Source organism: Sphingomonas sp. BRN-1R (assembly GCF_057748035.1).
Map to the genome: position 1 here is coordinate 3,790,248 of NZ_CM173236.1, position 22,447 is coordinate 3,812,694.

General features: G+C 68.0%; 15 protein-coding genes. 7 read left to right on the plus strand and 8 right to left on the minus strand.

All coding sequences use genetic code 11. The features are described 5' to 3' along the window. Window positions 1-17: 17 nt before the first annotated feature. Genes AC3ANX_RS17680 through AC3ANX_RS17700 form a run of 5 tightly spaced genes read left to right on the plus strand, consistent with a single transcriptional unit; the run spans window position 18 to window position 3,729 of the window. Window positions 18-263, plus strand: a complete 246-nt coding sequence (locus AC3ANX_RS17680; protein WP_488334539.1) for an AbrB/MazE/SpoVT family DNA-binding domain-containing protein — start codon at window positions 18-20, stop codon at window positions 261-263. A gap of 6 nt (window positions 264-269) precedes the next feature. Then, window positions 270-656 carry a type II toxin-antitoxin system death-on-curing family toxin gene (locus tag AC3ANX_RS17685; RefSeq protein WP_488334540.1) on the plus strand — a complete coding sequence of 129 codons (387 nt, stop codon included), beginning with the start codon at window positions 270-272 and terminating at the stop codon, window positions 654-656. A gap of 41 nt (window positions 657-697) precedes the next feature. After that, window positions 698-1,822 carry an 8-amino-7-oxononanoate synthase gene (locus tag AC3ANX_RS17690; protein WP_488334541.1) on the plus strand — a complete coding sequence of 375 codons (1,125 nt, stop codon included), beginning with the start codon at window positions 698-700 and terminating at the stop codon, window positions 1,820-1,822. After that, window positions 1,819-2,433 carry a dethiobiotin synthase gene (gene bioD, locus AC3ANX_RS17695; protein ID WP_488334542.1) on the plus strand — a complete coding sequence of 205 codons (615 nt, stop codon included), beginning with the start codon at window positions 1,819-1,821 and terminating at the stop codon, window positions 2,431-2,433. Before AC3ANX_RS17690 ends, bioD begins: the two co-directional genes overlap by 4 nt. A gap of 45 nt (window positions 2,434-2,478) precedes the next feature. Next, window positions 2,479-3,729 (plus strand): adenosylmethionine--8-amino-7-oxononanoate transaminase, encoded by a 1,251-nt coding sequence (locus AC3ANX_RS17700; RefSeq protein ID WP_488334543.1) that lies wholly within the window; start codon window positions 2,479-2,481, stop codon window positions 3,727-3,729. A gap of 247 nt (window positions 3,730-3,976) precedes the next feature. Here the strand turns inward: AC3ANX_RS17700 and AC3ANX_RS17705 are convergent, their stop codons facing one another. Then, entirely contained in the window at window positions 3,977-6,187 is a 2,211-nt protein-coding gene (locus AC3ANX_RS17705; RefSeq protein WP_488334544.1) for a glycoside hydrolase family 88 protein, read from the minus strand. A 212-nt stretch (window positions 6,188-6,399) separates the two neighbouring features. On the opposite strand from AC3ANX_RS17705, the gene AC3ANX_RS17710 reads away from it, so the two are divergent. Then, the gene (locus AC3ANX_RS17710) at window positions 6,400-7,272 is read left to right on the plus strand and encodes an AraD1 family protein (RefSeq protein ID WP_488334545.1); all 873 of its coding nucleotides are present in this window, start codon (window positions 6,400-6,402) and stop codon (window positions 7,270-7,272) included. On the opposite strand, the gene AC3ANX_RS17715 is transcribed toward AC3ANX_RS17710, so the two are convergent. From AC3ANX_RS17715 to AC3ANX_RS17745, 7 genes are all read right to left on the minus strand, one after another. Continuing rightward, the gene (locus AC3ANX_RS17715; protein ID WP_488334546.1) at window positions 7,267-8,718 is read right to left on the minus strand and encodes a mannitol dehydrogenase family protein; all 1,452 of its coding nucleotides are present in this window, start codon (window positions 8,716-8,718) and stop codon (window positions 7,267-7,269) included. The two genes, AC3ANX_RS17710 and AC3ANX_RS17715, sit on opposite strands and share 6 nt — an antisense overlap. Beyond that, complete coding sequence (gene uxaC, locus AC3ANX_RS17720) at window positions 8,715-10,127, minus strand: glucuronate isomerase (protein WP_488334547.1); 1,413 nt, start codon at window positions 10,125-10,127, stop codon at window positions 8,715-8,717. The genes AC3ANX_RS17715 and uxaC overlap by 4 nt, the downstream gene beginning before the upstream one ends. Next, complete coding sequence (locus AC3ANX_RS17725) at window positions 10,124-14,050, minus strand: LamG-like jellyroll fold domain-containing protein (protein ID WP_488334548.1); 3,927 nt, start codon at window positions 14,048-14,050, stop codon at window positions 10,124-10,126. Before AC3ANX_RS17725 ends, uxaC begins: the two co-directional genes overlap by 4 nt. A gap of 16 nt (window positions 14,051-14,066) precedes the next feature. Continuing rightward, window positions 14,067-15,368 carry an MFS transporter gene (locus AC3ANX_RS17730; RefSeq protein WP_488334549.1) on the minus strand — a complete coding sequence of 434 codons (1,302 nt, stop codon included), beginning with the start codon at window positions 15,366-15,368 and terminating at the stop codon, window positions 14,067-14,069. Between the two features lie 141 nt (window positions 15,369-15,509). Next, entirely contained in the window at window positions 15,510-16,991 is a 1,482-nt protein-coding gene (locus AC3ANX_RS17735) for a UxaA family hydrolase (RefSeq protein ID WP_488334550.1), read from the minus strand. A 43-nt stretch (window positions 16,992-17,034) separates the two neighbouring features. Continuing rightward, window positions 17,035-17,784 (minus strand): FadR/GntR family transcriptional regulator, encoded by a 750-nt coding sequence (locus tag AC3ANX_RS17740; protein ID WP_488334551.1) that lies wholly within the window; start codon window positions 17,782-17,784, stop codon window positions 17,035-17,037. 110 nt (window positions 17,785-17,894) lie between these two features. Then, entirely contained in the window at window positions 17,895-20,879 is a 2,985-nt protein-coding gene (locus AC3ANX_RS17745) for a TonB-dependent receptor (RefSeq protein ID WP_488334552.1), read from the minus strand. Between the two features lie 282 nt (window positions 20,880-21,161). Between AC3ANX_RS17745 and AC3ANX_RS17750 the strand changes: the two genes are divergently transcribed. Further along, a complete protein-coding gene (locus AC3ANX_RS17750) occupies window positions 21,162-22,358 on the plus strand; it encodes a rhamnogalacturonan acetylesterase (RefSeq protein ID WP_488334553.1) in 1,197 nt (398 codons plus the stop codon). The last annotated feature ends 89 nt before the right edge of the window (window positions 22,359-22,447 follow it).

The following is a 22,447-nucleotide window of genomic DNA, read 5'->3' on the forward strand; positions in this document are numbered from 1 at the left end:
CGCGTTATAACATCGGTATGAACGCGCCAGCCAGCCATGCCCGCAAGCTCAAGCTCATCAAGATCGGCAACTCGATGGGCGTCATCTTGCCTAAGGACGTGATCGCCGGATTGCGCGTGTCGCAGGGCGACGCGATCTACCTCAACGATTCGCCAAGCGGCTACAGCATGTCGGCGACCGATCCCGATTTCCTCGCGGCCATGGATGCGGCCGAGGAGATCATGCGCGAAGATCGCGACATTCTCGCCGTGCTGGCGCGGTGATGCGCGGTGATCGAACCGACGTTCCTCAGCGCGGCGATCGCCTATGCCGTGCACGATCGGCAACTGGCTGAACATGGCGGGCTTGCCGGGCTGAAAGACGCGGGATTGCTCGAATCGGCGCTGGCCCGCCCGGTCAACAAACATGCCTACGGGGAGGATGATCCTTGCGCATTGGCGGCCGCTTACGCGTTCGGCATCGCGCGCAATCATCCCTTCAACGATGGCAACAAACGCACGGCGTGGGTGATCGCGCGTCTGTTCCTGCGGCTGAACGATGTGCAGATCGCCTTCGGCAAGGTCGAGGCGATCCAGATGGTGCTGGCGCTTGCGTCGGGTATGCTGGAGGAAGATGCGGTTGCCGACTGGTTCCGCGCGCACGTCGTCGCGGCATAGCGGCTTGAGCAATTCGCAAACTGCTTTAACGAGCGTTGCAAATGCCGATCTTCGCCGCCCACCACGATAACCTTGCCGGTCTTGCCGCGCGCGACCGGCTGCGGGCGCTGGTGCCGCGGCGGGGGGCGGATTTCTCGTCGAACGATTATCTGGGGCTCGCGACGTCGCCCCGGTTGCGGGCGGCGGTGGCGGACGCGCTGGCGCGGGACGTGGCGGTCGGGTCCGGCGGGTCGCGGCTGCTGCGTGGCAACGATCCCGAGCATGATGCGCTGGAAAGCGAGGCGGCGGCGTTCTTCGGGTGCGAGGCGGCCTTGTGGTTTTCGAGCGGTTATGCCGCCAACGCCGCGCTGCTCGGCACGCTGCCGCAGCGCGGTGATCTCGTCGTGCACGATGCGCTCGTCCACGCCAGCGCGCACGAAGGCATGCGGCTCGGCCGGGCGGAGTCGGCGAGCGCGCGGCACAACGATCCGCAGAGCTTCGACGACACGATCGCCGCATGGCGCGTGCGCGGCGGCACCGGACGGGCGTGGATCGCGGTGGAGAGCCTCTACAGCATGGACGGCGACCGTGCGCCGCTTGGCGATCTCGCCGCCGTGGCCGCGCGGCATGATGCGGCGCTGCTGATCGACGAAGCGCACGCGACCGGGGTGTTCGGCCCCGAAGGGCGCGGGCTCGCCGCCGAATACGAAGGCCGCGAGAACGTCGTCACCCTGCGGACCTGCGGCAAGGCGCTCGGCTGCGAGGGGGCTCTGGTGTGCGCACCCGGCATCGTGCGCGACTTCCTCGTCAATCGCGGGCGCGGCTTCATCTTCTCGACCGCGCCGTCGCCGCTGATGGCGAGTGCGGTGCGCGCGGCCTTGCGCATCCTCGCGGGCGAGCCCGAGCGGCGCGACCGGCTCCGTGCGCTGGTCGCCTATGCCGAACGCGCGTTGGCGCCGTGCGGGGTCGCGGCGACCGGCTCGCAGATCCTGCCGCTGGTGCTTGGCGACGATGCAACGACGATGCGCGTCGCGGGCGCGGTGCAGGCGGCCGGCTATGACGTGCGCGGCATCCGCCCGCCGACCGTTCCGGCGGGCGAGGCGCGGTTGCGAATCTCGATCACGCTCAACACCAGCGAGGCGGAGATCGACGGACTGGCGGAAGCGATCACGGAGGCGCTGGCATGAGCACGATCGTCGTCACCGGCACCGACACCGACGCGGGAAAGACGGTGTTTTCGGCCGGGCTCGCCGCCGCGCTCGGCGCGACTTACTGGAAGCCGGTGCAAGCCGGGCTGGACAACGGCACCGATGCCGCGCGCGTCACGGCGCTGGGCGTCGCGAAGGTGCTGCCCGAAGCCTATCGGCTCAACACGCCCTGCTCGCCGCATCGCGCCGCCGAGATCGACGGCGTGACGATCGACCTCGACCGGCTGACCCCGCCCGCCGTCGATGCGGCGCTGGTGGTCGAGGGTGCGGGCGGCGTGCTGGTGCCGGTGACGCGCACTGTGCTGTTCGCCGATCTGTTCGCGCGCTGGGGTCATCCGGTGGTGCTGGTCGCGCGCACCGCGCTCGGCACGATCAACCACAGCCTGCTCTCGATCGAGGCATTGCGCGCGCGCGGCGTGCCGATCTTGGGAGTGGCCTTCACCGGCGACGCCAACGAGGACAGCGAGGCGACGATCTGCGCGATCGGGCGGGTGAAGCGGCTCGGACGGTTGCCGCGTCTCGATCCGCTGAACGCGGAGACGTTGCGCGCGGCGTTCGCGGCGCAGTTCCGGGTGGAGGATTTCGCGTGACCGTCCGACATCCGTTCGTATCGAGCGGGACGAACGGAGATGACAATGCATAGCTCCCCCGTCTGGCACCCGTTCACCCAGCACGGGCTGAACGAGCCGATACCGCTCGTCACGCATGCCGAGGGCGCGGCGCTCTACACGTCGGACGGCAGGCGCATCGTCGACGCGATCTCCTCATGGTGGGTGACGACGCACGGCCACGCGCACCCGCGCATCATGGCGGCGATCGCCGAACAGACGCAGCGGCTCGACCAGATCATCTTCGCCGGCTGGACCCACGAACCCGCCGAGGCGCTCGCACGCGGGCTGATCGCGCTGCTGCCGAGCGCGCTCACCCGCGTGTTCTACTCCGATTCGGGTTCGACCAGCGTCGAGGTCGCGCTGAAGATGGCGCTCGGCTATTTTTCCAACCGGGGGGCGCCGCGTCACCGTATCCTCGTGCTCGAACACAGCTATCACGGCGACACGATCGGCGCGATGTCGGTGGGCGCACGCGGCGTGTACAACCGCGCCTACACGCCGCTGTTGTTCGATGTTGGCACGATCCCCTTCCCCATCGCTGGCGCCGAACAGACGACGCTCGACGCGCTGGAGGCGGCGTGCCGCGACCATCCGGCTGCGTTCATCGTCGAGCCGCTGCTGCTCGGCGCGGGCGGCATGCTGATCTACCCGCCGCACGTGCTGGCGGCGATGCGCGAGATCTGCGCCCGACACGGCGTGCTGTTCATCGCCGACGAGGTGATGACCGGCTGGGGCCGCACCGGCACCTTGCTGGCGTGCGAGCAGGCCGGGGTGGTGCCCGATATCCTGTGCCTCTCCAAGGGGCTGACCGGCGGCGCGATCCCGCTCGCGGTGACGCTGGCGACCGACGCGATCTTCGACGCGCACCTTTCGGCCGACCGTGCGACGATGTTCTTCCACTCCTCAAGCTACACCGCCAACCCGATCGCCTGCGCCGCCGCGCTCGCCAATCTCGGCGTGTGGCGCGACGAGCCAGTGGCGGAGCGCATTGCCAGCCTCACCGCGCGGCAGGCGACGCGGCTCGCCGCGCTCGACCATCCACGCATCGCGGGCAAACGCCAGATCGGCACCGTCACCGCGCTGGAGATCGCCGATCCGGCCGGCGGCTACCTCTCGGCGCTGGGCCCGCGCCTGCTTGGCTTCTTCCGCGAGCGCGATCTGCTGCTGCGGCCGCTTGGCAACACGGTGTATGTGATGCCGCCGTACTGCATCGCGGATGCGGACCTCGACACGATCTACACGGCGATGGCGGAGGCGTGCGCGGCGCTGGTCTGACCCGCTCCCCCACCGTTCGTCCCGAGCGCAGCCGAGGGACATGCCCGGCGCGCAGGTGTCTCGACTTCGCCCGACACGAAGGGTCGGATTGGGCTGACGCTGATCACGTCCGCCTCTCCCGACGCGAGGCACATCGTTCGCCCCCGCGTAAAATGACAGGAGAGCGGGTGGCGGCGGATGAGCCCGGAACCTTACGATTCCGGGCACGCATTTCGACTTCGCTCAGTGCGAACGGGTTTAAGGCACCCTACTTCCCCGCCGCCGGAACCGCGAAGCTCGGGCTTTGCGCCTTCACATACGCTTCCCACGCGCCTGAATCGTGGAAGTCGCGGCCCTTGCTCCACGTCGCGCCCATGTAATAGACGAACGGCTTGCCGGGCGTGACCTTCACCACCACCAGATAATTGTCGGCATCCTCGGTGACTTCGGCGATCTGGGCGGGGTCAACCATCAGCGCGACGCCCATCGCGCCCTTGTCGGGATCGTTCGGGCCCCAGAAGGTGAAGCGCCCGGTCGCCTTGTCGGCAACGTAGCGCGCGGGTGCATTGGCGGTCGGCCGCTTCTGGATGCCGATGCCGACCAGCAGCGGCTCCGGCTTGTCGGAACTGATCGTGGACACCATCCGCGTGAAGTTGGTGCCGGTCGGCAGAGTGAAGCGCCGCGTCTCCCACACCTTGCGCCCGACATCGACCGGCCACGGCGCATAATCGACGCTGAAATCGGCGACGTCCGGCCCGTCCTTCAGGATCGTGTGGTGCGCCCAGTTGCGCGACGTCCACAGTTTGTGATCGTACCAGATGCCAAGCCCGCCCGCGCCGCGGAAGGTGTTGACGTTGTAGAAGTCGATCCCCTCGCCGTGGAAATCATGCTGCTTGCCGGTGGCGAGCTGGCGTTCCATGAACGGCCAGCGCACGATCTTGCCCCAGGCGTCGATGCCCGAGCTCGATGGCGGCTCCTCCTTCTCCAGCGCGGGGCCGTAGATGCGGTGTGCGGTGCGGTCGTTCTCCCACAGGATATCGTCGAAGCGGTAGGGCGCGAACCGGACCGTCGCGCGCGCCGCCTGCTGGTCGGCGGGCGGAGTTTTCAGCGGCAGCGAGATACGCGGGTTGACGATACCGTCGTCGCGCGGCGGCTGCGCCTCGCCCGGCATGTCGCGCGCTGGCTCGAACGCGAGATTGGCGACCGCCTCATGCTCGGCGATGCGGCGTTCGAACGACGCGCGTTGCTCGGGCGTGGCATCGGCCGGCACCGGCGGCGGCGTCCAGCCCGGCGGCGACGCCATCCGGCCCGGCTCGGCGAGCGGAAGCGCGGTGGTCGGCTGGCCGAGCTTCATCATCTCGAGACCCGCCAGGATCAGCCCGGCGGTGCCGTACATGGCATGATCCTCCGCCTTGGTCGGCCACGGCTGATCGCCCGGCAACTGGACATAGCCGAGCAGACCGTCGGGCTGCACCGCCCCGGTCAGCCCCGACCAGCCGCGCAGCACGACCGGCAGGTATGTCTTGCGATCGAGCAGGCCGTGGTTGATCCCCCACGCCATCGCATAGACGAAGAACGCCGAGCCCGAGGTCTCCGCACCCGCCGGATCCTGCGCGTCGAGCAGATTCGCGGTCCATAGCCCGTCGGGGCGCTGCAATTTCGCGAGGCTCGCCGACATGGTGCGCAGCGTCTCGACATATTTCTGACGCGTCGGGAAGTCGGCCGGCATCGATTCGAGCACGCGCGCGATGCCGCCCACTACCCAGCCATTCCCGCGCGACCAGAACACGCGCTTGCCGTTCCTGGTCTTGCGATCGATGAAGCGCTCGTCGCGGAAATAGAGGCCATCGGCGGGCGACCACAGCCGCGCGGTCTGTCGCCACCATTGCGTGTCGGCGGCCTTCAGATAGGCGGGATCGCCGGTCTGCACCGACAGGCGCGCATAGACGGGCGGCGCCATGAACAAGGCATCGCACCACCACCACACCAGCCGTTTCGGCGCGGGGTCCGCCGTAAGATAGGGCAAAGTATAATCGAGCCGCTGCTTGAGCGGAGCGATCTCGGGCGCCCAACCGCTGCGCGCGTACAGCTCCTCATAGGTTTCGCCGAGCGCGATATTGTCGGCATCGAGCATCGAATGCGCCGACTGCCCGCCCTGAAGCGCGAAATTGTAATGCTGGGCAGTGTCGCGCAGCATCGCATTGCCGCCGGACGCATCGCTGATCCGCGTCAGCCGCGTCAGCGAGGTGAGGAACGCCGCCGAGATCCAGTTGGCGGTAAGCTGCTGGACGACATCGCGGCTCAGCGTCTTCGACTGATCGCGCAGCACCGCGATCTGCTTGGCGGCGGTATCGTCGAGCAGCGCGAGAACGCGGGCGGGCTCGGGGATGCGCCTCGCGTCGAACGCGGTCGCGTCGGCCCGAGCCGGAGCCGGAGCGGCATAGCCGGTCGCGGGTAGCACCGTCGTCAACGACAGCATCGCCGCAAGCCTGATCCTGTGCCTCTTCGCCACAACCCTCTCCCGTTTGCCAAGCGTCATTGCGCCCGGTGTCAGTGTGGACGAGACCACACAATATGGCAACGGCGAACACAATCCGGGACATGTTTGATAAAGTCTGACAAATTAGATTGACGCGGCGGCGGACTTCTCTAGCCTTGGCGCGCGCTCGACAAGAACGCGGAAAAGCGAACATGGTCCACAGCCTGATCCAATTCGAGGACGAGGATCGCGGTGTCGCCGCGATCATCACCGATGGCGGCATGGCGCGGCGCATCAAAGGCGCGGCGACACTTGCCGAACTGGCGGAACGCGCGCTTGCCGCGGACATTCCCGTCGCGGCGTTCGCCGCCGCGCGGCTGGGCGAGCCGGTCAACCTCCGCATGGTACGGCTGCTCGCACCGGTCGATCTGCCCGATCCGGCGCGGCTCCACGTCACCGATACCGGCCCGCTGCACCCGCCCGCGCGCACCACCGGCACGCGGCCCGATTGGCGCTATCGCGGCGACGGCAGCACGCTGGTCGGCGCGCGCGATCCGATCGCGGTGCCGCCGTTCGCGATGGTCGGCAGCGAACGGCCCGAGATCGGCGCTCTCTACTGCGTCGGCGCCGATCGTCTGCCGGTGCGGATCGGCTTCGTCCTCGGCAACCGGTTCTGCGATCGCTCGGGGCTACGTACGCTCCGCCACTGGCCCGCGCAGATCAGCCAGCGCCAGACCGCGCTCGCCCCCGAATGCGTGCTCGGCGCGCTGCCGCGCGAGATCGCGGTGACCAGCCGGCTGCTGCGCGACGGCGTGGTCGAGCGCGAGCGCACCTTCTCCGCCGGCGAGGCGGCTATGCCGGAGACGATCGCCGCACTCGAGGCACGCCGCTTCGAGGATGGCGTGGTCGGGCGGCCGGGCGACCTCCACGTCCACTTCTTCGGCGCAACGATCCGCCCCGCCAGCGACGATTTCCGGGCGCAACCGGGCGACGCGTTCGAAGTGCTGGCGAGCGCGTTCAGCTATCCGATGCGCAACCCGATCACGCTCGCCACCCGCGCCCGCGTCCGCGCCCGGGTGTTATGACGCATAGCGGCCGACCGCCGCGCGCGCGCCGTCCTGCTCCAACGTCGCAAGATGCGCGATCAGCGTGTCGCGCAACGCGGCATCGGCGGTAAAGCCGAAGAAGCCCAGCAACGCATCGACCCGCCCGGCGGTGTCCGCGGCACCCGACGACGCCGCAGCGAGGTGCTCGGCGGCCGGATCATCGACCGCGAACGTCTCACCCGCATCGGTGCGCCCCGCCTGCCAGCGCATCCACGCCGCCACCGCGAGCGCGAGCGCGTCGGCCGACTGCCCGGCCGCACGCCGCGCCGCGATCGTGGCGAGCAGCCGCTGCGGCAGTTTCTGCGAACCGTCCATCGCGATCTGGCGCGTGCGGTGCTGGAGCGCGGAGTTGGCGAACCGCCCCATCAGATCGGTGCGATACGCAGCGATATCGAGCCCCTCGGGCGGATCGAGCGTGGTCTGCGCCTCGTCCCACAGCGCCTCGACGAAGCCGCGCCCGGCTGGCGTCGCCACGAACTGGTGGACGAAATCGTCACCCGCCAGCGCGCCGAGATAGGCGATGCCCGAATGCGCGCCGTTGAGCAGGCGCAGCTTGGCGTCCTCCCACGGTGCGACCGCTTGCGTGAGTTGCACGCCGAGGCTCGCGAAGTCGGGCCGTTCCGTGACGAAATGATCCTCGATCACCCACTGGGTGAACGGCTCGGTCTTGACCATCGCGCGGTCTTCCACACCAAGTTCGACGGCGAGCGCGGCGACGTCCTCCGGTGTTGTGGCGGGCACGATCCGGTCGATCATCGAGGCGGGGAACGCCACCTCCGCCGCGATCCAGTCGGCCAGCGCGGGGTCGTTGGCGCGCGCCACCGCCACCACCGCATCGCGCAGCAGCTTGCCGTTGTGCGGCAGGTTGTCGCACGAAATCACCGTCAACGGGCCCAGCCCAGCCGCACGCCGCGCCGCGAGTCCCGCCGCGAGGAAGCCCGGCGCAGTGCGCGGTGCCGCGAGCGAGGCGCAGTCCGCCGCCACATCGGGATCGTCGCTGAGCAACGTACCGGCGGCGCGATCGAGCTTGTAGCCCTTTTCGGTGATGGTCAGCGTGACGATCCGCGCGTCCGGGTGGGCGAGCGCGTCGATTACCGCTTGCGGGTTCTCAGGCGCGACCAGCACCGCCTGCTCCGCGCCGACGATCGACGTGGTGCGCGCGTCGCCCTCACGCACCACCAGCGCGTAAAGGCAATCCTGGGGCGCAAGCTGATCGCGCACCCCCGCCGAGCGCAACGACACCGAGGTGATCCCCCAGCGCAGATCCCCCGCCGCCAGCGCCGCCTCGAAATAGGCGGCCTGATGCGCGCGGTGGAACGCGCCGATGCCGAGATGCACGACGCCGCGCTTCACGCCTGCCCGGTCATAGGCCGGGCGCGCGACCGTGGCGGGCAGGCCCCCAAGCGTTTCGTTGGATAGCCTCACAGCTTGTACGCCGCCTTGACGAGATCATAGGCCAGCGCATGCGCGACCTCATGCGCCTCGTCCTCGGGCAGGCGATGCTCGGCGACGAGCTGCGCGAGCCACACGCAATCCATCCGCCGCGCAACGTCATGCCGCGCCGGGATCGACAGGAAGGCGCGCGTATCGTCGTTGAAGCCGACCGTGTTGTAGAAACCGGCGGTCTCGGTCGCACGCTCGCGGAAGCGGCGCATGCCTTCCGGGCTGTCGTTGAACCACCACGGCGGCCCGAGCCGCAGGCAGGGATAATGGCCGGCAAGCGGGGCGAGCTCGCGGCTGTAGGTATCCTCGTCGAGCGTGAACAGGATCAAGGTCAGGCGCGGATCGGTGCCGAACCGGTCGAGCAGCGGCTTCAACGCATCGACGAACTCGCCCGCCGTGGGGATGTCCGCGCCCTTGTCGCGGCCGAACCGTGCCAGCACGGCGGCATTGTGGTTGCGGTGAACGCCGGGGTGAAGCTGCATCACCATCCCGTCCTCGGTGCTCATCTTCGCCATTTCGGTGAGCATCTGCGCGCGGAACAGCTCGGCATCCTCCGGCGTCGCTCCGGCCAGCACGCGCAGGTACAAAGCGGCGGCGTCCTCCGGCGACAGATCGGCGGTGCGGGCGCTCGGGTGGCCGTGGTCGGTCGAGGTCGCTCCCGCCTCGCGGAAGCGCGCGCGGTGAAAACGGTGGGCGGCGAGATAGCCTTGGTACGTCGATACGTCCTCGCCCGCGCTCTCGCCGAAGCGGCGGACATGCTCGGCGAACTTGGCCGCTTCGGGATCGACCACCGGATCGGGGCGATAGGCGGTGACGACACGCCCGCCCCACCCGCTCGCGCGGATCGCGGCGTGGTGCTTCAGCGGATCGAGCGGGCTCTCGGTGGTGGCGATCGCCTCGATGTTGAACCGCTCGAACAAAGCGCGCGGGCGGAATTCCGGCGTTTTCAGCGCGGCGTCGATCGTGTCGTAATACAGATCGGCGGTTTCGGGTTCGAGCAGCACGTCGAGCTTGAACACCTCCGCGAACACCCAGTCGAGCCACATCCGCGACGGCGTGCCCCGGAACAGGTGATAGTGCGCGGCGAAGATGTGCCAGATTTTCCGCGAGTCGGTTTCGGTCGGGCTGCCGTCGACCGTCGGCACGCCGAGCTCCTCGATCTTGACGCCCTGGCTGAACAGCATGCGGAACACATAATGGTCGGGCACGATCAGCAACGACGACGGATCGGTGAACGGCGCGTTATCGGCGAACCACGACGGATCGGTATGGCCGTGCGGACTGACGATCGGCAGATCCTTCACGCCGGCGTAGAGCCGCCGCGCAATGTCGCGGATGGTCGGCTCGGCCGGGAACAGCCGGTCGGGGTGGAGCGTGAGCTTTTTGGTCATGCGAGCGAGCCGTTCGGATGAGGAGAGGAATGCGCCACCCTTAATCGGGCGAGCGCGGAGCGGAAAGGGTTTGTCCGACCAATTGCATGCGCGCCGGCAGGCCGGGCATCGGCGATCGGCCTGCCGACGATGGCGGTGTTATTGGTTGCGGTGACTTCGGCCGGAGCCCCGTCGAGCGTCAACGTGACGCGCAGGCCGTCCGCCGCCCCGCCACGCGGCAGCGCGATCGCGACGGTTGCGGTCTTCGGCATCAGGTCGGTCGGCGCGGGCAGCCCGACGAAACGCGCGGTCGCGATCGTGCGGCCACCCGCATCGGTGAGCGTGGCGGTGCCCGGCGGCGTGGGCTTCGCGCCGAGGCTGTGCACCGTCACCGCCAGCTTGCCACGCTTCACGACGAGATCGTCCGCAGACAGGCCGATGTCGGCGCGGGTCGATGGCTCGTCGCCGGGGCGGATCAGCTCGAAGGAATAGGTCGCGGTCTGGCGCGACGGCAAGGTGAGCGCCACGCCGCGCCCGTGTTCGAGCACGACCTCGCGCACCACCGGCGCGGCATCGCCGTCGCGCTCGGTCAGCCGCCACGTGCCGGCGGCGAGCTGGTCGCCGGTCATCGTCGCGGATGCCGGCGTCGTCGCCATGTTGAAGGTGGTGACGGTGAAGCGCTTCGGGTCGCCATTGGGGATCAGGATGCCGACCTGCTCGGCCCCGACCGTGCCGTCGAAGTGCCAGCGCACCAGATTGCCCGGATAATACGCATTGCGGCGGTGCGCGACGCCGCCCAGCCGGGTGCGTTGCAGGATCTCGCTCGGCACCGCCACCCGGTCCGACCACAGATGCGCGTCGGTAAGGACGGGCATGCGGTGTCGGTCGGCGAGGATCTCCGCCCCGAACAGATCGGCGAGGATGCCCGTATCGCCGCGCTGCTGCCACGTCACGAAGCGCGCGAAATCCACATCGCTCGATCCGCCCAGGTTGCGGTCGATCGCGCCGCCGGCACCCGCCACCTTGCCGTTCGCCACCTCGGCAGCGAGCGCCGGTCCGGCCGGGGTACGCGCCATCAGATCGGCGTTGAGCGCCGACACCGCACCAAGGTCGCGCCTGGCCAGATCGGCGGCGATCGGGCGCAGGTAACGCGCGTCCCCGGTCCAGTCCCACGCCGCCCAGAAGGCGTTGGCCGCGCTCGCCACGCCGGTGCCGCTGCCTGTGTCGGTCTCCCAGTCGATCTCGGCCGGGTAACGCCACGCACCCTTCGCGTCCTGCTTGCCGTGCGCGAGCCAGCCGTCGAGCACGCCGAGCACCGTGTCCTTCACCGCCGGCGCACCGTTGTAATCGACCAGCAGCAAGCCGGGATGCAGCACCAGCAGGCTGTACGACTTCTGCCGCCCCCAGATCCCCTCACGGTCGATATCGGTGCCGCTGTAATAGGACGAGACGAAGTGGCGGTGCCCGGCGGCGTTGACCTCGGTCAGCCGCTGGTAGTTGCGTGCCACCCCCATGCCGCGCTCGATCGCGCTCGGGTCGCCCCAGTCGAGCTGCATCGCCTGCGCGACGGTGTTGATGCCTTCCTCATAGCTGTGCAGCTCGTCTGCGCGGATGCGGCTGAGCCCGTCCGACCACATGCCGTTGGCGAAGGTCGCATCGAGCACCCGCCGCTGCGAAGCGGCGAGCCGCTCGGGCTCCACCCCCATCAACGCGAGCGGCACCCACTGGTTGACGAGATCGGTGTCGTCCGAAAGCCCACCGCCGAACTCGCCATCGGCGATCTGGCGATGATCGATCCACCAGTCGGCGAACTGGCGGTAGAGCTTGAGGTCCTCGGTCTGGCGGAAGGCCCACAGCGGCACGCCGGCGGGCGCGGCCGATAGCGTGAGCGGGGCATAAGGCTGATCGGGGTTCTTCTCGACCCAATAGGCGCGCGCGGTGGCATTGTCGGGATCGACGCGCAGCACGTCGCCGATGTCGCGCGCGTAGCGGGTGAAGATCGGGTACGTGTCGGTGTTGGGCTGCTCCTCGACCAGGAAGGCGAGGTTGTCGCGCGCCTGCTCCATCCGGTCGGCGATGTGTTCGGCCCTGGCGGCGGCGGCGGGTTTGTACACCATCCGCACGTGCGTACCGGCGAGCGTCGCGGCATCGAAATCGGGCGCGGCCGATGCGATGACGATGTGCAGGCTCGCGCCCTCGGGCAGGATGCGGTCGCGCGTGTCGAGCCACAGGGTGCGCGCCTCGCCCGGCTTCACCGCGACGTTGACGTCGAGCAGGTCGCGATCGTCCCAGGTCGGGTCTTTGACACGGATGTTGAGCGGGACGAGCCCGTCCGCGCCCGGCGTCGCCTTCATCGCAGGGAAGTCGATCGCCACCCCGTCGAGCCCGCCGCCAAGGTTGACCGCGCCGTAGGAAAAGCGCCCGCCCTGTCCGATCCGGCTGGTGTCGCGAAAATCGCCGGGCACGAGAATGTGGACGACCGGCATCCCGCCAGCGCTGGCAACAGCGGGCCGACGTGGCGCGCCGGCGGGCAGCGCGACCGCGATGCGGCGTTCGTCCGCGACATAGCGGCCGGCGATATGCGCGCGCAGATCGTCAAGCGGCGGATAGGCGGAGGCATCGGCGGTGGGATCGACCACATAGTCGAAGCTGGCGAGCCCGGCCGGCACCTGACCGGCGGCGACGTGATAGACCCCGATCTCCTCGATCGGCGTTTCCTGCGCGATGTTGTCGAAGCGGATAACGCCGCCGTGGCGCTCGGCGGCGAGTTGCGTCGAGGTGCGCTCCAGCCCGGCCGCGCGGGTCAGCACCGTCTTCGCGCCGTCGCCGCTCTCGCGCACCAGTGTGCCATAAGCGGGGCCGTTAATCTCGACGCGGTTCCACGCCTCGTCGGCGAGCGTCAGCGTGTAATGCTGCCCGCCGGTCGCATAGACGTTCCAGTCGGGCAGTTCGAAATAGTCGTGGCGGCCGAGCAGGCGCGAGCGGTTGTACACGCCCGGCCACGTCGTCTCGCGGATGCCATCGGCGCCGCGGAACATCTTCTCCTTCTGGTCGCGCGTGTCGGTGAACGCGACCTTGCGGATCGCCGTCACCGGATCGGCGAGATACAGCGGCGCACTCCGCTGGTTCCAGCCGTAGCGCTGCGCCCAGGCGGCGCGCACCGCCGCATCGGCGAGCGTGCGCGGCGGCCGCGCGGCGACGGGCGCCGCTTCGGCTCGCGCGAGCCGTGCGACGGTGGCGTCGTCGAGAGGGTGGTCATAGACGCGCACCTCGTCGATATCGCCGGTGCGCAGGTAGTTGTAGGTGCTCTCGACCTTATACGGCGCGATCACCCGCTGGAATGGTCCGAAGCCCCACAGCCCGGCGTCGTACACCGCCTTGCGCTCGTTACGCGCGACCGGCCTGCCGTCGATCCACAGCCGCACGCCGTTCTTCTCGTCCCAGGCGAAGGCGATGTGCGTCCAGGCGTCGGGCGCTGGCGGCGTGTCGACGCGGAACGAGACGCGGGTGCGCGCGAGACCCGTGTCGGTCACGAAAGCGTCGAAACCGTGGCCGTTCCAGTCGATGCGCAGGAACGTCATGTCCCAGCTCGTCCCGTCCGACCCGCCAGCGCGGAAGATCGGGTAGGGCGTGGTGCCGATCGGCGTGTTGGCGCGAAAGAAGAACGACAGCGTGCCGGCCTGCGCATACATGTTGCCCGCCGCCGGCCATGCCAGCGAGAAGCCCGGGGCGGGGCGCAGCGCCGGCCCGACGCGCCCGTCGGGCGTGGTGCCGACCTTGCTGACCAGCATCGGCGCGGTGCCGCCGCGCCCGATCTCGGCGGTGGTGCCGTGTTCGCCCGAGAGCGAGAACAGCAGCCCATCGTCGGGCGCGGTCTGCGCCACCGCAACCGCCGACCAGCAGGCCGAGGCGAGGATGGCGACGCGGAGCGTGGCTGCGAACATCAGGCGACCTTCAGGCTCAGGCTGCGATCGCCACCCGGGCGAGGCGCGGCGAGAGGAGTTGCACAACCAGCAGAGCGACGAAATAGGCCGCCGCCGCGACGAGGAAGATCGGCGCATAGCTGCCGAGCTTGTCGAGCACCTGCCCGATGTAGAGCGAGAAGATCATGCCCCCCACCCCGCCGAGCGCGCCACCGATGCCGATCACCGATCCCACCGCCGAGCGCGGGAACAGATCGGACGGCAGCGTATAGAGGTTGGCCGAGAACGCCTGATGCCCCGCCGTCGCCAGGCCGATGATGAGCACCGCCAGCCACAAATTGTCGATCGACTGCACCGCGAAGATCGGCAGGATTGCCAGCGCACAAACGAGCATCGTCGTCTTGCGCGCGGCGTTGACCGACCAACCCGCCTTCATCAGCCGCCCCGACATCCAGCCGCCGACGACCGAGCCGACGTCCGACATCAGATACACCGCGACCAGCGGCGGCCCGAACGACTTGAGATCGAGATGATAACGATCGCCGAGATAGCCCGGCAGCCAGAACAGGTAGAACCACCACACCGGATCAATGCAGAACTTGCCGATCGCGAACGCCCACGTCTCGCGGAAGCGGATGATGTCGCGCCAGCGCATCGGTGTGGTCGGATCGGCCGGGTCCTGCTCGATCCAAGCCAATTCACTGGCAGACACGCGCGGATGCTTGGCGGGCGAGCGGTACATGATGACCCAGGCGACCAGCCACACCAGACTGACGACGCCGGTGATGACGAAGGCCGGGCGCCAGTTGCCGCCGTAGATCGCCACCAGCCACGGCACCAGTAGCGGCGTGATGATCGCGCCGACGTTCGATCCGGCGTTGAACACGCCGATCGCGAGCGCCCGCTCGCGCGCGGGAAACCATTCGGTGACGGCGCGGATTGCGACCGGGAAGCTCCCCGATTCGCCGATGCCGAGCGCGAAGCGGGCGAGCGCGAACTGCGCGATGCTGTTGACCGCGCCGTGGGCGATGTGCGCGGCGGTCCAGATCGTGAAGGCGACCGCATAGCCGACGCGCGCGCCGACCACGTCGACGAACCGCCCGAAGCCGATATAGCCGATCGCATAGGCGCACTGGAACCAGAACACGACGTTGGCGTAATCGACCTCGGTCCAGTGCAGATCGGTCGCGAGCACGGGCTTGAGCACGCCGATCATCTGGCGATCGACATAGTTGATCGCGGTGACCGCGAACAACAGGCTACAGATCACCCACCGGTAGCGGCCGCCCGGCGCATTTGCGGAAACCGGTGTCAGCGTCTCGTCGCTCGAACTTGCCATCCATCTCCCTTCCAAGCGCCTGATCGGTCTGTCGTTGAAGGCGGCGTGCCGCCTCGTCTGCCGATTCACCAGTCGATTTCCAACATGTGGAACATCGCCCAGATACTGTGGTTCACCGACGCTGTATAGCGGTTTTGCGCCTCAAAGCGTGACGCCGCGCTTCCAGATCGCTAGCCCACGCTCCTCGTTGATCTCGTTGCGGGTCGGCGTGCCGGAGGCGATCGCGACGATCCGGTCGAGCAGATGCTCGGCAGCGGCGTCGAGTCCGTCATCGAGCACCGCACCCGCGTCGAAGTCGATCCAGCCGGGCTTGGCGGCGGCAAGCGCAGCGTTGGAGGCGACCTTGACGATCGGCACCGGGCTGCCGAGCGGCGTGCCGCGCCCGGTCGAGAACAAGGTCAGCGTCGCCCCCGCCGCCGCCAGCGCGGTGGTGGAGACGGCATCGTTGCCGGGCGCTTCGAGCAACGTCAGCCCAGCGCGGCGCACGCGCCCGGCATAGGGCAGCACGTCGGTGACGGGGACGTGCCCGCCCTTCTGCACCGCGCCCAGAGACTTTTCCTCCAGCGTGGTGATGCCGCCCTTGATGTTGCCGGGGCTGGGGTTCTCCGACACCGGCTCGCCGTTGCGCACGAAATACGCCTTGAAGCCGTTGACCAGATCGACCAGCGCGTCGAAGGTCTCGCGGCTGGTGCAGCGGTCCATCAGCAACTGCTCGGCGCCGAAGATCTCCGGGATTTCGGTTAGGATCACGCGCCCGCCCGCCTCGCCCACGCGGTCGGCGATGCGGCCGATCACCGGGTTGGCGGTGAGCCCGCTGAGGCCATCCGACCCGCCGCACTTCACGCCGAGCGTCAGCCTGGAGAGCGGTACTTCGCTGCGCACGTCCTGCGCGGCGAGCGCGATCAGTTCGGCGATCGCCGCCTGCCCCTCCGCCATCTCGTCCGCCGAGGCCTGCGCGCCGACGACGCGGATGCGGGTCTGCCGCTCCGCGGGGATCAGGTCGAGCATTCCGGTGAGCTGATTCGACTCACAGCCGAGCCCGATCAGCAGCACGCCGCCGGCGTTGGGGTGGCACGCCAGCGCGCTGAGGATTTTGGTCGTACCGGCGAGATCGTCGCCAAGCTGGGAGCAGCCGAACGGGTGCGGAAACGCGACAACGGCATCGACGTTCGCGGGCAGATCGCCGCCAGTCTTTGCCGCTAGCCGCTCGGCAGTACGCCCGACGCAGCCAACCGACGGGATGATCCAGATCTCGTTGCGCGTCCCCACCGAACCATCGGCGCGGACATAGCCCTGGAAGGTGCGCGGGGCCGGCGCACTCGCCGCGTCGTTCGCGGGTGCGGGATCGTAGCGGTAGCTGCCGTTGGTGGCAAGCGCGGTGCCGACATTGTGCGTGTGGACGTGCGATCCGGCCACGATATCGACGCGGGCGGTGCCGATCGGGAAGCCGTAGCGCAGCACTGGCCGCCCTGCTGGCACCGGTGTCACGGCAAATTTGTGACCCGCCGGGATCGGCTCGGTCAGGGTGACGGGCGCGCCGCGCACATCGATCACCTCACCCGCCGCCAGCGGCTCCATCGCTACCGCGACATCGTCGCGGTCCTCTACCTTGATCGCCCGCATCCTGCACCTCTGTTTGTAGGAGTAATGCTTTGCCGCACTGAATTCAATCGGTACGCGCGCCGAGCACCGTTTGCGTATCGTCGAGCGCCATCGTCACCAGCCGCGTCATCTCGGCACGCGCCTGTGCGGCATCACCCGCTGCGATCGCGTCGTACACCGCGCCATGATCGGCGAGCGGATCACGCGGCACGACATTCTTGCGGTATTTAAAAGCGGTGGTCCAGCGCACCGCCGCGGTGATCGTGCTCGACAGCGCGGCGAGCGGCTCGTTGTCGGCGGCGACGAGGATCAGCTTGTGGAAATCATGATCGGCCTGCCGCCCGGCCGGATCGGCGAGCCCGTGCCGCCCCATCGCCGCCAGCGCCTGCGCGAGGCCGGCAAGGTGCGCCTGCGTGCGCCGCGTCGCCGCCAGCGCAGCGGCGGCCGGTTCGATGATGAGCCGCAGTTCGAACAGGCTGCGCACGAACGGCTCGGGCGGTTCGTTGACGAACGCCCAGGCGAGCACCTCGGGATCGAGCAGGTTCCAGCGCGATCGTTCGCTCACGCGGGTGCCGGTCTTGGTGCGGCTCTCGACCAGCCCCTTGGCGGCGAGCATCCGCACCGCCTCACGATAGGCGCTGCGGGACACCTTGAGAGTCGCGCTGAACTCGATCTCGCCGGGCAGCACGTCTCCAGGTCGATACTGTCCGCTGACGATCGCGACGCCGAGATCGCGCGCGATCGTGGTATGGATACGCGCCGCCGGCTGCGCTGCCGACGCGGCTCCCGCCGCCACGCCCGACTTGTCGATCACGTCCGTCTCCCCGCCCCCTCGTTCCCCCGCTATGAACACGGCGAAACCGGCTGTCGAGGCCGCCGCACATAGCGACGGCCCCGAAGCCGGTAGCAGGATGTCAGGTCAGATCAGAGGTGGAACGAGGCACCGAAGCTGATCGTGCGGCCGATCTCGGTCTGGAACAGCGTGTCCTGACGGGTGCTGTCCGTAAAGAGATTGTTCCGCTCGTCGGTGAGGTTCTGCGCCTCCACCGTCAGCTTGATGCGGCTGTTGAGGTTGTACGAGGCCGAGGCGTCGACATAGAGCGTCGACGAGTTGCCCTGAAGATCGCTGCCGGTCGAGGCCGGGATGCCGCGAATGAACTTGTCGCGCCAGTTGGCCGTGCTGCGGATGCTGAACTTCTTGTCCTCGTAATAGATTGTTCCCGACGCCGTGTTGCGCGACAGACCAATCAGATCGGCGGTGGTGGTGACGGTCGGAATGCCGTTCGCGCTCGCCAGGATGTAGGTGATCTTGGAGGTGACGTGCGTGTAGTTGCCCAGCACGCCGAGATTATGCAGGAACCCCGGCAGGAAGGTGAGCGGCACCTGTGCGTTGAGTTCGATGCCCTTGAGCGGACCGCCCGGCGTGTTGAACGGGCGCGACACGGTGAACAGCTCGGTCGGCTGCGTGTTGGTGGCGTTGAGCAGAGCGTTCGGCAGCCCCAGCGTATTGAACGCCTCCAGGCTGCTCACGTTCTGCACGAAGCTCTTGAGATCCTTGTAGAAGAACGCCGCTGAAAGCAGGCCGCCGGGCTTGTAGTACCATTCCAGACCAGCATCGAACGTGTTGGCGCGGATCGGATCGAGCAGCGGGTTGTTGATCGTGCCGGTGCGGGTGATCGCATTGACGCCGCTGGTCGGCGTCAGCAGCCCGAGTTCCGGACGCGCCAGCACCTTCGATCCCGACAGGCGCAGCAACAGGTTGTGGATCGGCTCGATCACGACGTTGGCCGAAGGCAGCCAGTCCTTATACTTCTTCACCGCCGAAGCGTATTGGCCGGCCAGCCCCGTCGGCGACGCGGCATTGGCGATGGTGATGTACCCCGACGAATGCATCTCGGTATTGACGTAACGCACGCCCACGTCACCGCGGATGCCCCAGCCGATCACGTCGCCGAGGTTGAACTCGGTCATAGCGTAGGCGCTCGACTCCTTTTCGAACACGCGCGAGCGCACGCCACCGCAGGTATAGTCGCAGTAGCGGACCCCGGCGAAGTTGAACGCCTTCTCCCAAGCGGTATGGTCGATCACCGCCCAGCTTGCCGGCGCGCCGTTGCCCCACAGATCGTCGAGCCCGGTGACCTGCGTCGTCAGGCTGGCGAGCGTCGTGCCCGCCGGCAGCGCCTTCACGGTGGCGTCGGCGGTGTACGGCACGACGGAGGTGGCGAGATAGTTGCTCGACCGGTACTGGCCGCCGAACTTCAGCTTGATCGCGGGCGAGAACGTCCAGATGCCGTTCAGCTCGCCGGTCAGACCGGTCGTGCGGTTCTTGTTGGGCCGCCCTTGGAAGCTGAACCCGCCGAGCACGGTGCCGTCGGCGCGGCCCGGCGCATAGTTGAAGTTGTTCGGGTTCGACACGTCGAAGCCGAAGCCGAGCAGCGGCGTGCTGCCACCGTTGCGATAGTCGAGCGTGAACTTCTGGTCGATCGCATCCATGAAGGTCTGGAGCCGCTCCTTACCGTCGAGCAGCGATTCGTTCATGCCGAACAGGCCCGAGATCTCGAGGTTCGGGGTGAAGCGATGGTAGAAGTTGAGGTTGGCCTGCTTGAAGGTCGAGACGAAGTGATCGTACAGGCTCTCGGCGCGGACATCGACGCCGTTGAACGCGCCGTAAACGAGCGAGCCGTTCTTGTCGAACTGAACGTCCGTCACCGACGTCATCGGCTGGCCGTTGTTCGCCGCCGAGCGGCCGAATGACACCGCTTCGATATAGCTGTCGGTGCGCTCGACTTCAAAGCGCGAGTAGAGCAGGTCGAGCGAGATGTCGGTGTCCTGATCTGGCTTGTACTGGAACGAGACCGTGCCGCCGATGCGCTTCTGGTTCTGCTGCGAGTTGAGGTAGCGCGGGATGCGCGGGAAGAACGCGCCGCTGCCGGCCGCACCGCCGTTCTTGGTGAGCGACTGGATGGTGTTGTACGCAGCGAGCGTGCCGGTGCGCGGATTGTTGGTCGAGCAGTTGGTCGCGGTCACGCCGCGCAGCGCGAGCTGCGCCGCCGTTTGCCCGGCGGTGTTGATCGGCGCGCCGATCGGCGAGCAGAAGCCGCCATTGATCGTCGAGGGCAGCAGATCGACCGCCGAATAGCCGACCTCGCGGATGTCGCGCTGCTGGTACGCGCCCGAAGCGAGGATGCCGAAGCCCGAATCGCCGAACTTCTTCGAAATCAGCCCCGAGAAGCGCGGGTTCACCTGCTTGGAGATGGTGTTGTACACGCCCTTGCCGGTCAGCGAGAGGACGAAATCCTGCTTGCTGTCGAACGGCTTGGGCGCCTTCAGGTCGACCGTGGCGCCGAGCGAGCCTTCCTCGACATCGGCCGAAGGCGTCTTGCGCACCGCGAGTTCGGAGAAGATCTCGGTCGGGAAGACGTTGAAGTCGAAGCTGCGACCGACCGCGCCGCCGCCATAGATGTCCGACGATCCGGTCTGCGACGTGCCTTCCATGCCGTTGATGCGGATGCGGGTGAAGCCCGCGCCAAGGCCGCGCACCGAGATGTTCTTGCCTTCGCCGCCATCGCCGCGTGCCAGCGCGATGCCGGGGATACGCTGCATCGATTCGGCGAGGTTCGAATCAGGGAACTTGCCGATATCCTCGGCCTTGATGCTGTCGATCGCGGCCGTCTCGGTGCGCTTCTCGTTGAGCGCGCTATTGAGCGAGGCGCGGAAACCCGTGACGATGATGTCCGATCCCGGCGTATCGGACGCGGGCGGCGCGCCGTCGGCGGTGGTCGGCTCGGGCTGCGCGGGCGCTTGCGCCGGCCCGGCCTGTGCGCCGGCTGGGCTGGCCAGCGCAACCGTCAGCGCGAGCCCCGAAACGGCAGCACTCTTCCCCAGATACGACGCGAAGTTCTTGGACACTTTCGAACCCTCCCCTTGATAATCCGGCCCCTGCCGGTAGCCCCGACGCTTTTTACGTTCGGCTGAGCGGCACTATGCTAGGAAATAGGTCCGAATCAATCAGAGTTTATCAACCCATGTCATAATGTGAAACTTAACGTGACAAAAATGACACATTTTGTCGCCGCATCGGCTTGGCAAGCAGCGGAGTCACGGCAGCTTCCTTTTGGCGCGTCTTCCGTTCAGACTCCTACTATGTGAACAGGGCGGTCAGAAAATGAGAGGCCGATCGGAGATAGCATCATGAGCACTGCACTCCTGACATTGGCGTTGATCGGTTCCGCGGCACTGCCCGCCACGTTCGCGCTCGACGGGCAGACCGCCGGTCCGATCTACAGCGCCGCCTCGGCCGGGTTCGAGCCGGGCGGGGATGGCCACGGCTTCCTGTGGTCGGCGCCGGTGGCAGAGGGCAATTACCGCGTCACCGTCACGCTCGGCGACAGGCGCAGCGCCTCGCTGACCACGATCAAAGCCGAATCGCGCCGGCTGATGCTGCGCGACATCGCCACGCGGCCCGGTCAGACCGTCACGCGCAGCTTCATCGTCAACGTGCGACGCCCCGATCTGCCGCCGCCCCCGCCGACCGCACCGGGCGGCACGCGCGTGCGGCTCAACCCACGCGAGGACGGCAGCTACACCTGGGATGAGAAGCTGACGCTCGAGTTCCTCGGCAATCCGAAGGTGCAGCGTATCACGATCGCGCCCGTCGAGGTGCCGACGCTGTACCTGGTCGGCGACTCCACCGTGACCGACCAGCGCTTCGAGCCGGCGGCGAGCTGGGGGCAGATGTTCACCGCGATGTTCGACAGCACGGTCGCCGTCGCCAACCATGCCGAATCGGGCGAGACGCTGAAGTCGTTCCTCACCGGGCTGCGGCTCGACAAGGCGCTGTCGCGGATGCGCCCGGGCGACTATCTGTTCATCCAGTTCGGCCACAACGACCAGAAGGCGAACTGGCCGCAGACCTTTGCCGATGCCGCGCTCACCTACCCCGCCTATCTGCGCGCCTATATCGCCGAGGCGAAGCGGCGCGGCGTGCAAGCCGTGCTGGTGACCTCGCCCGATCGGCGCAACTTCGACGCGTCGGGCGAGATCACCTCGACCCTCGCCGACTATGTCGCGGCGATGAAGCGCGTCGCGGCGGAGGAGGATGTGCCGCTGATCGATCTCAACGCCGCCAGCCGCGCGATCTACGAGGCGCTCGGCCCAAAACTGTCGCCGCGCGCTTTCAACGAGGGTGGCGCGGACAAGACGCATCACGACAATTACGGCGCGTTCCTGCTGGCGAATGCGGTGGCGCAGGGCGTGAAGGCGCAGATCCCCGCGCTCGCCGCACACGTCACCGCCGCCCCGCTCGACACCGCGCATCCGCCGCTGCCCGATGCGCTGGTCATCGCACCCAGCCTTGCGCACAGTGCGCAGCGGCCGGCGGGGAGTTGAGCCGATCCGGCGTGCGACGGCGATGATGACATTTGCTTCATCAAACCACCGCATCGGCGTTGACGCACGCTGACGAGCGTCGTACAAAT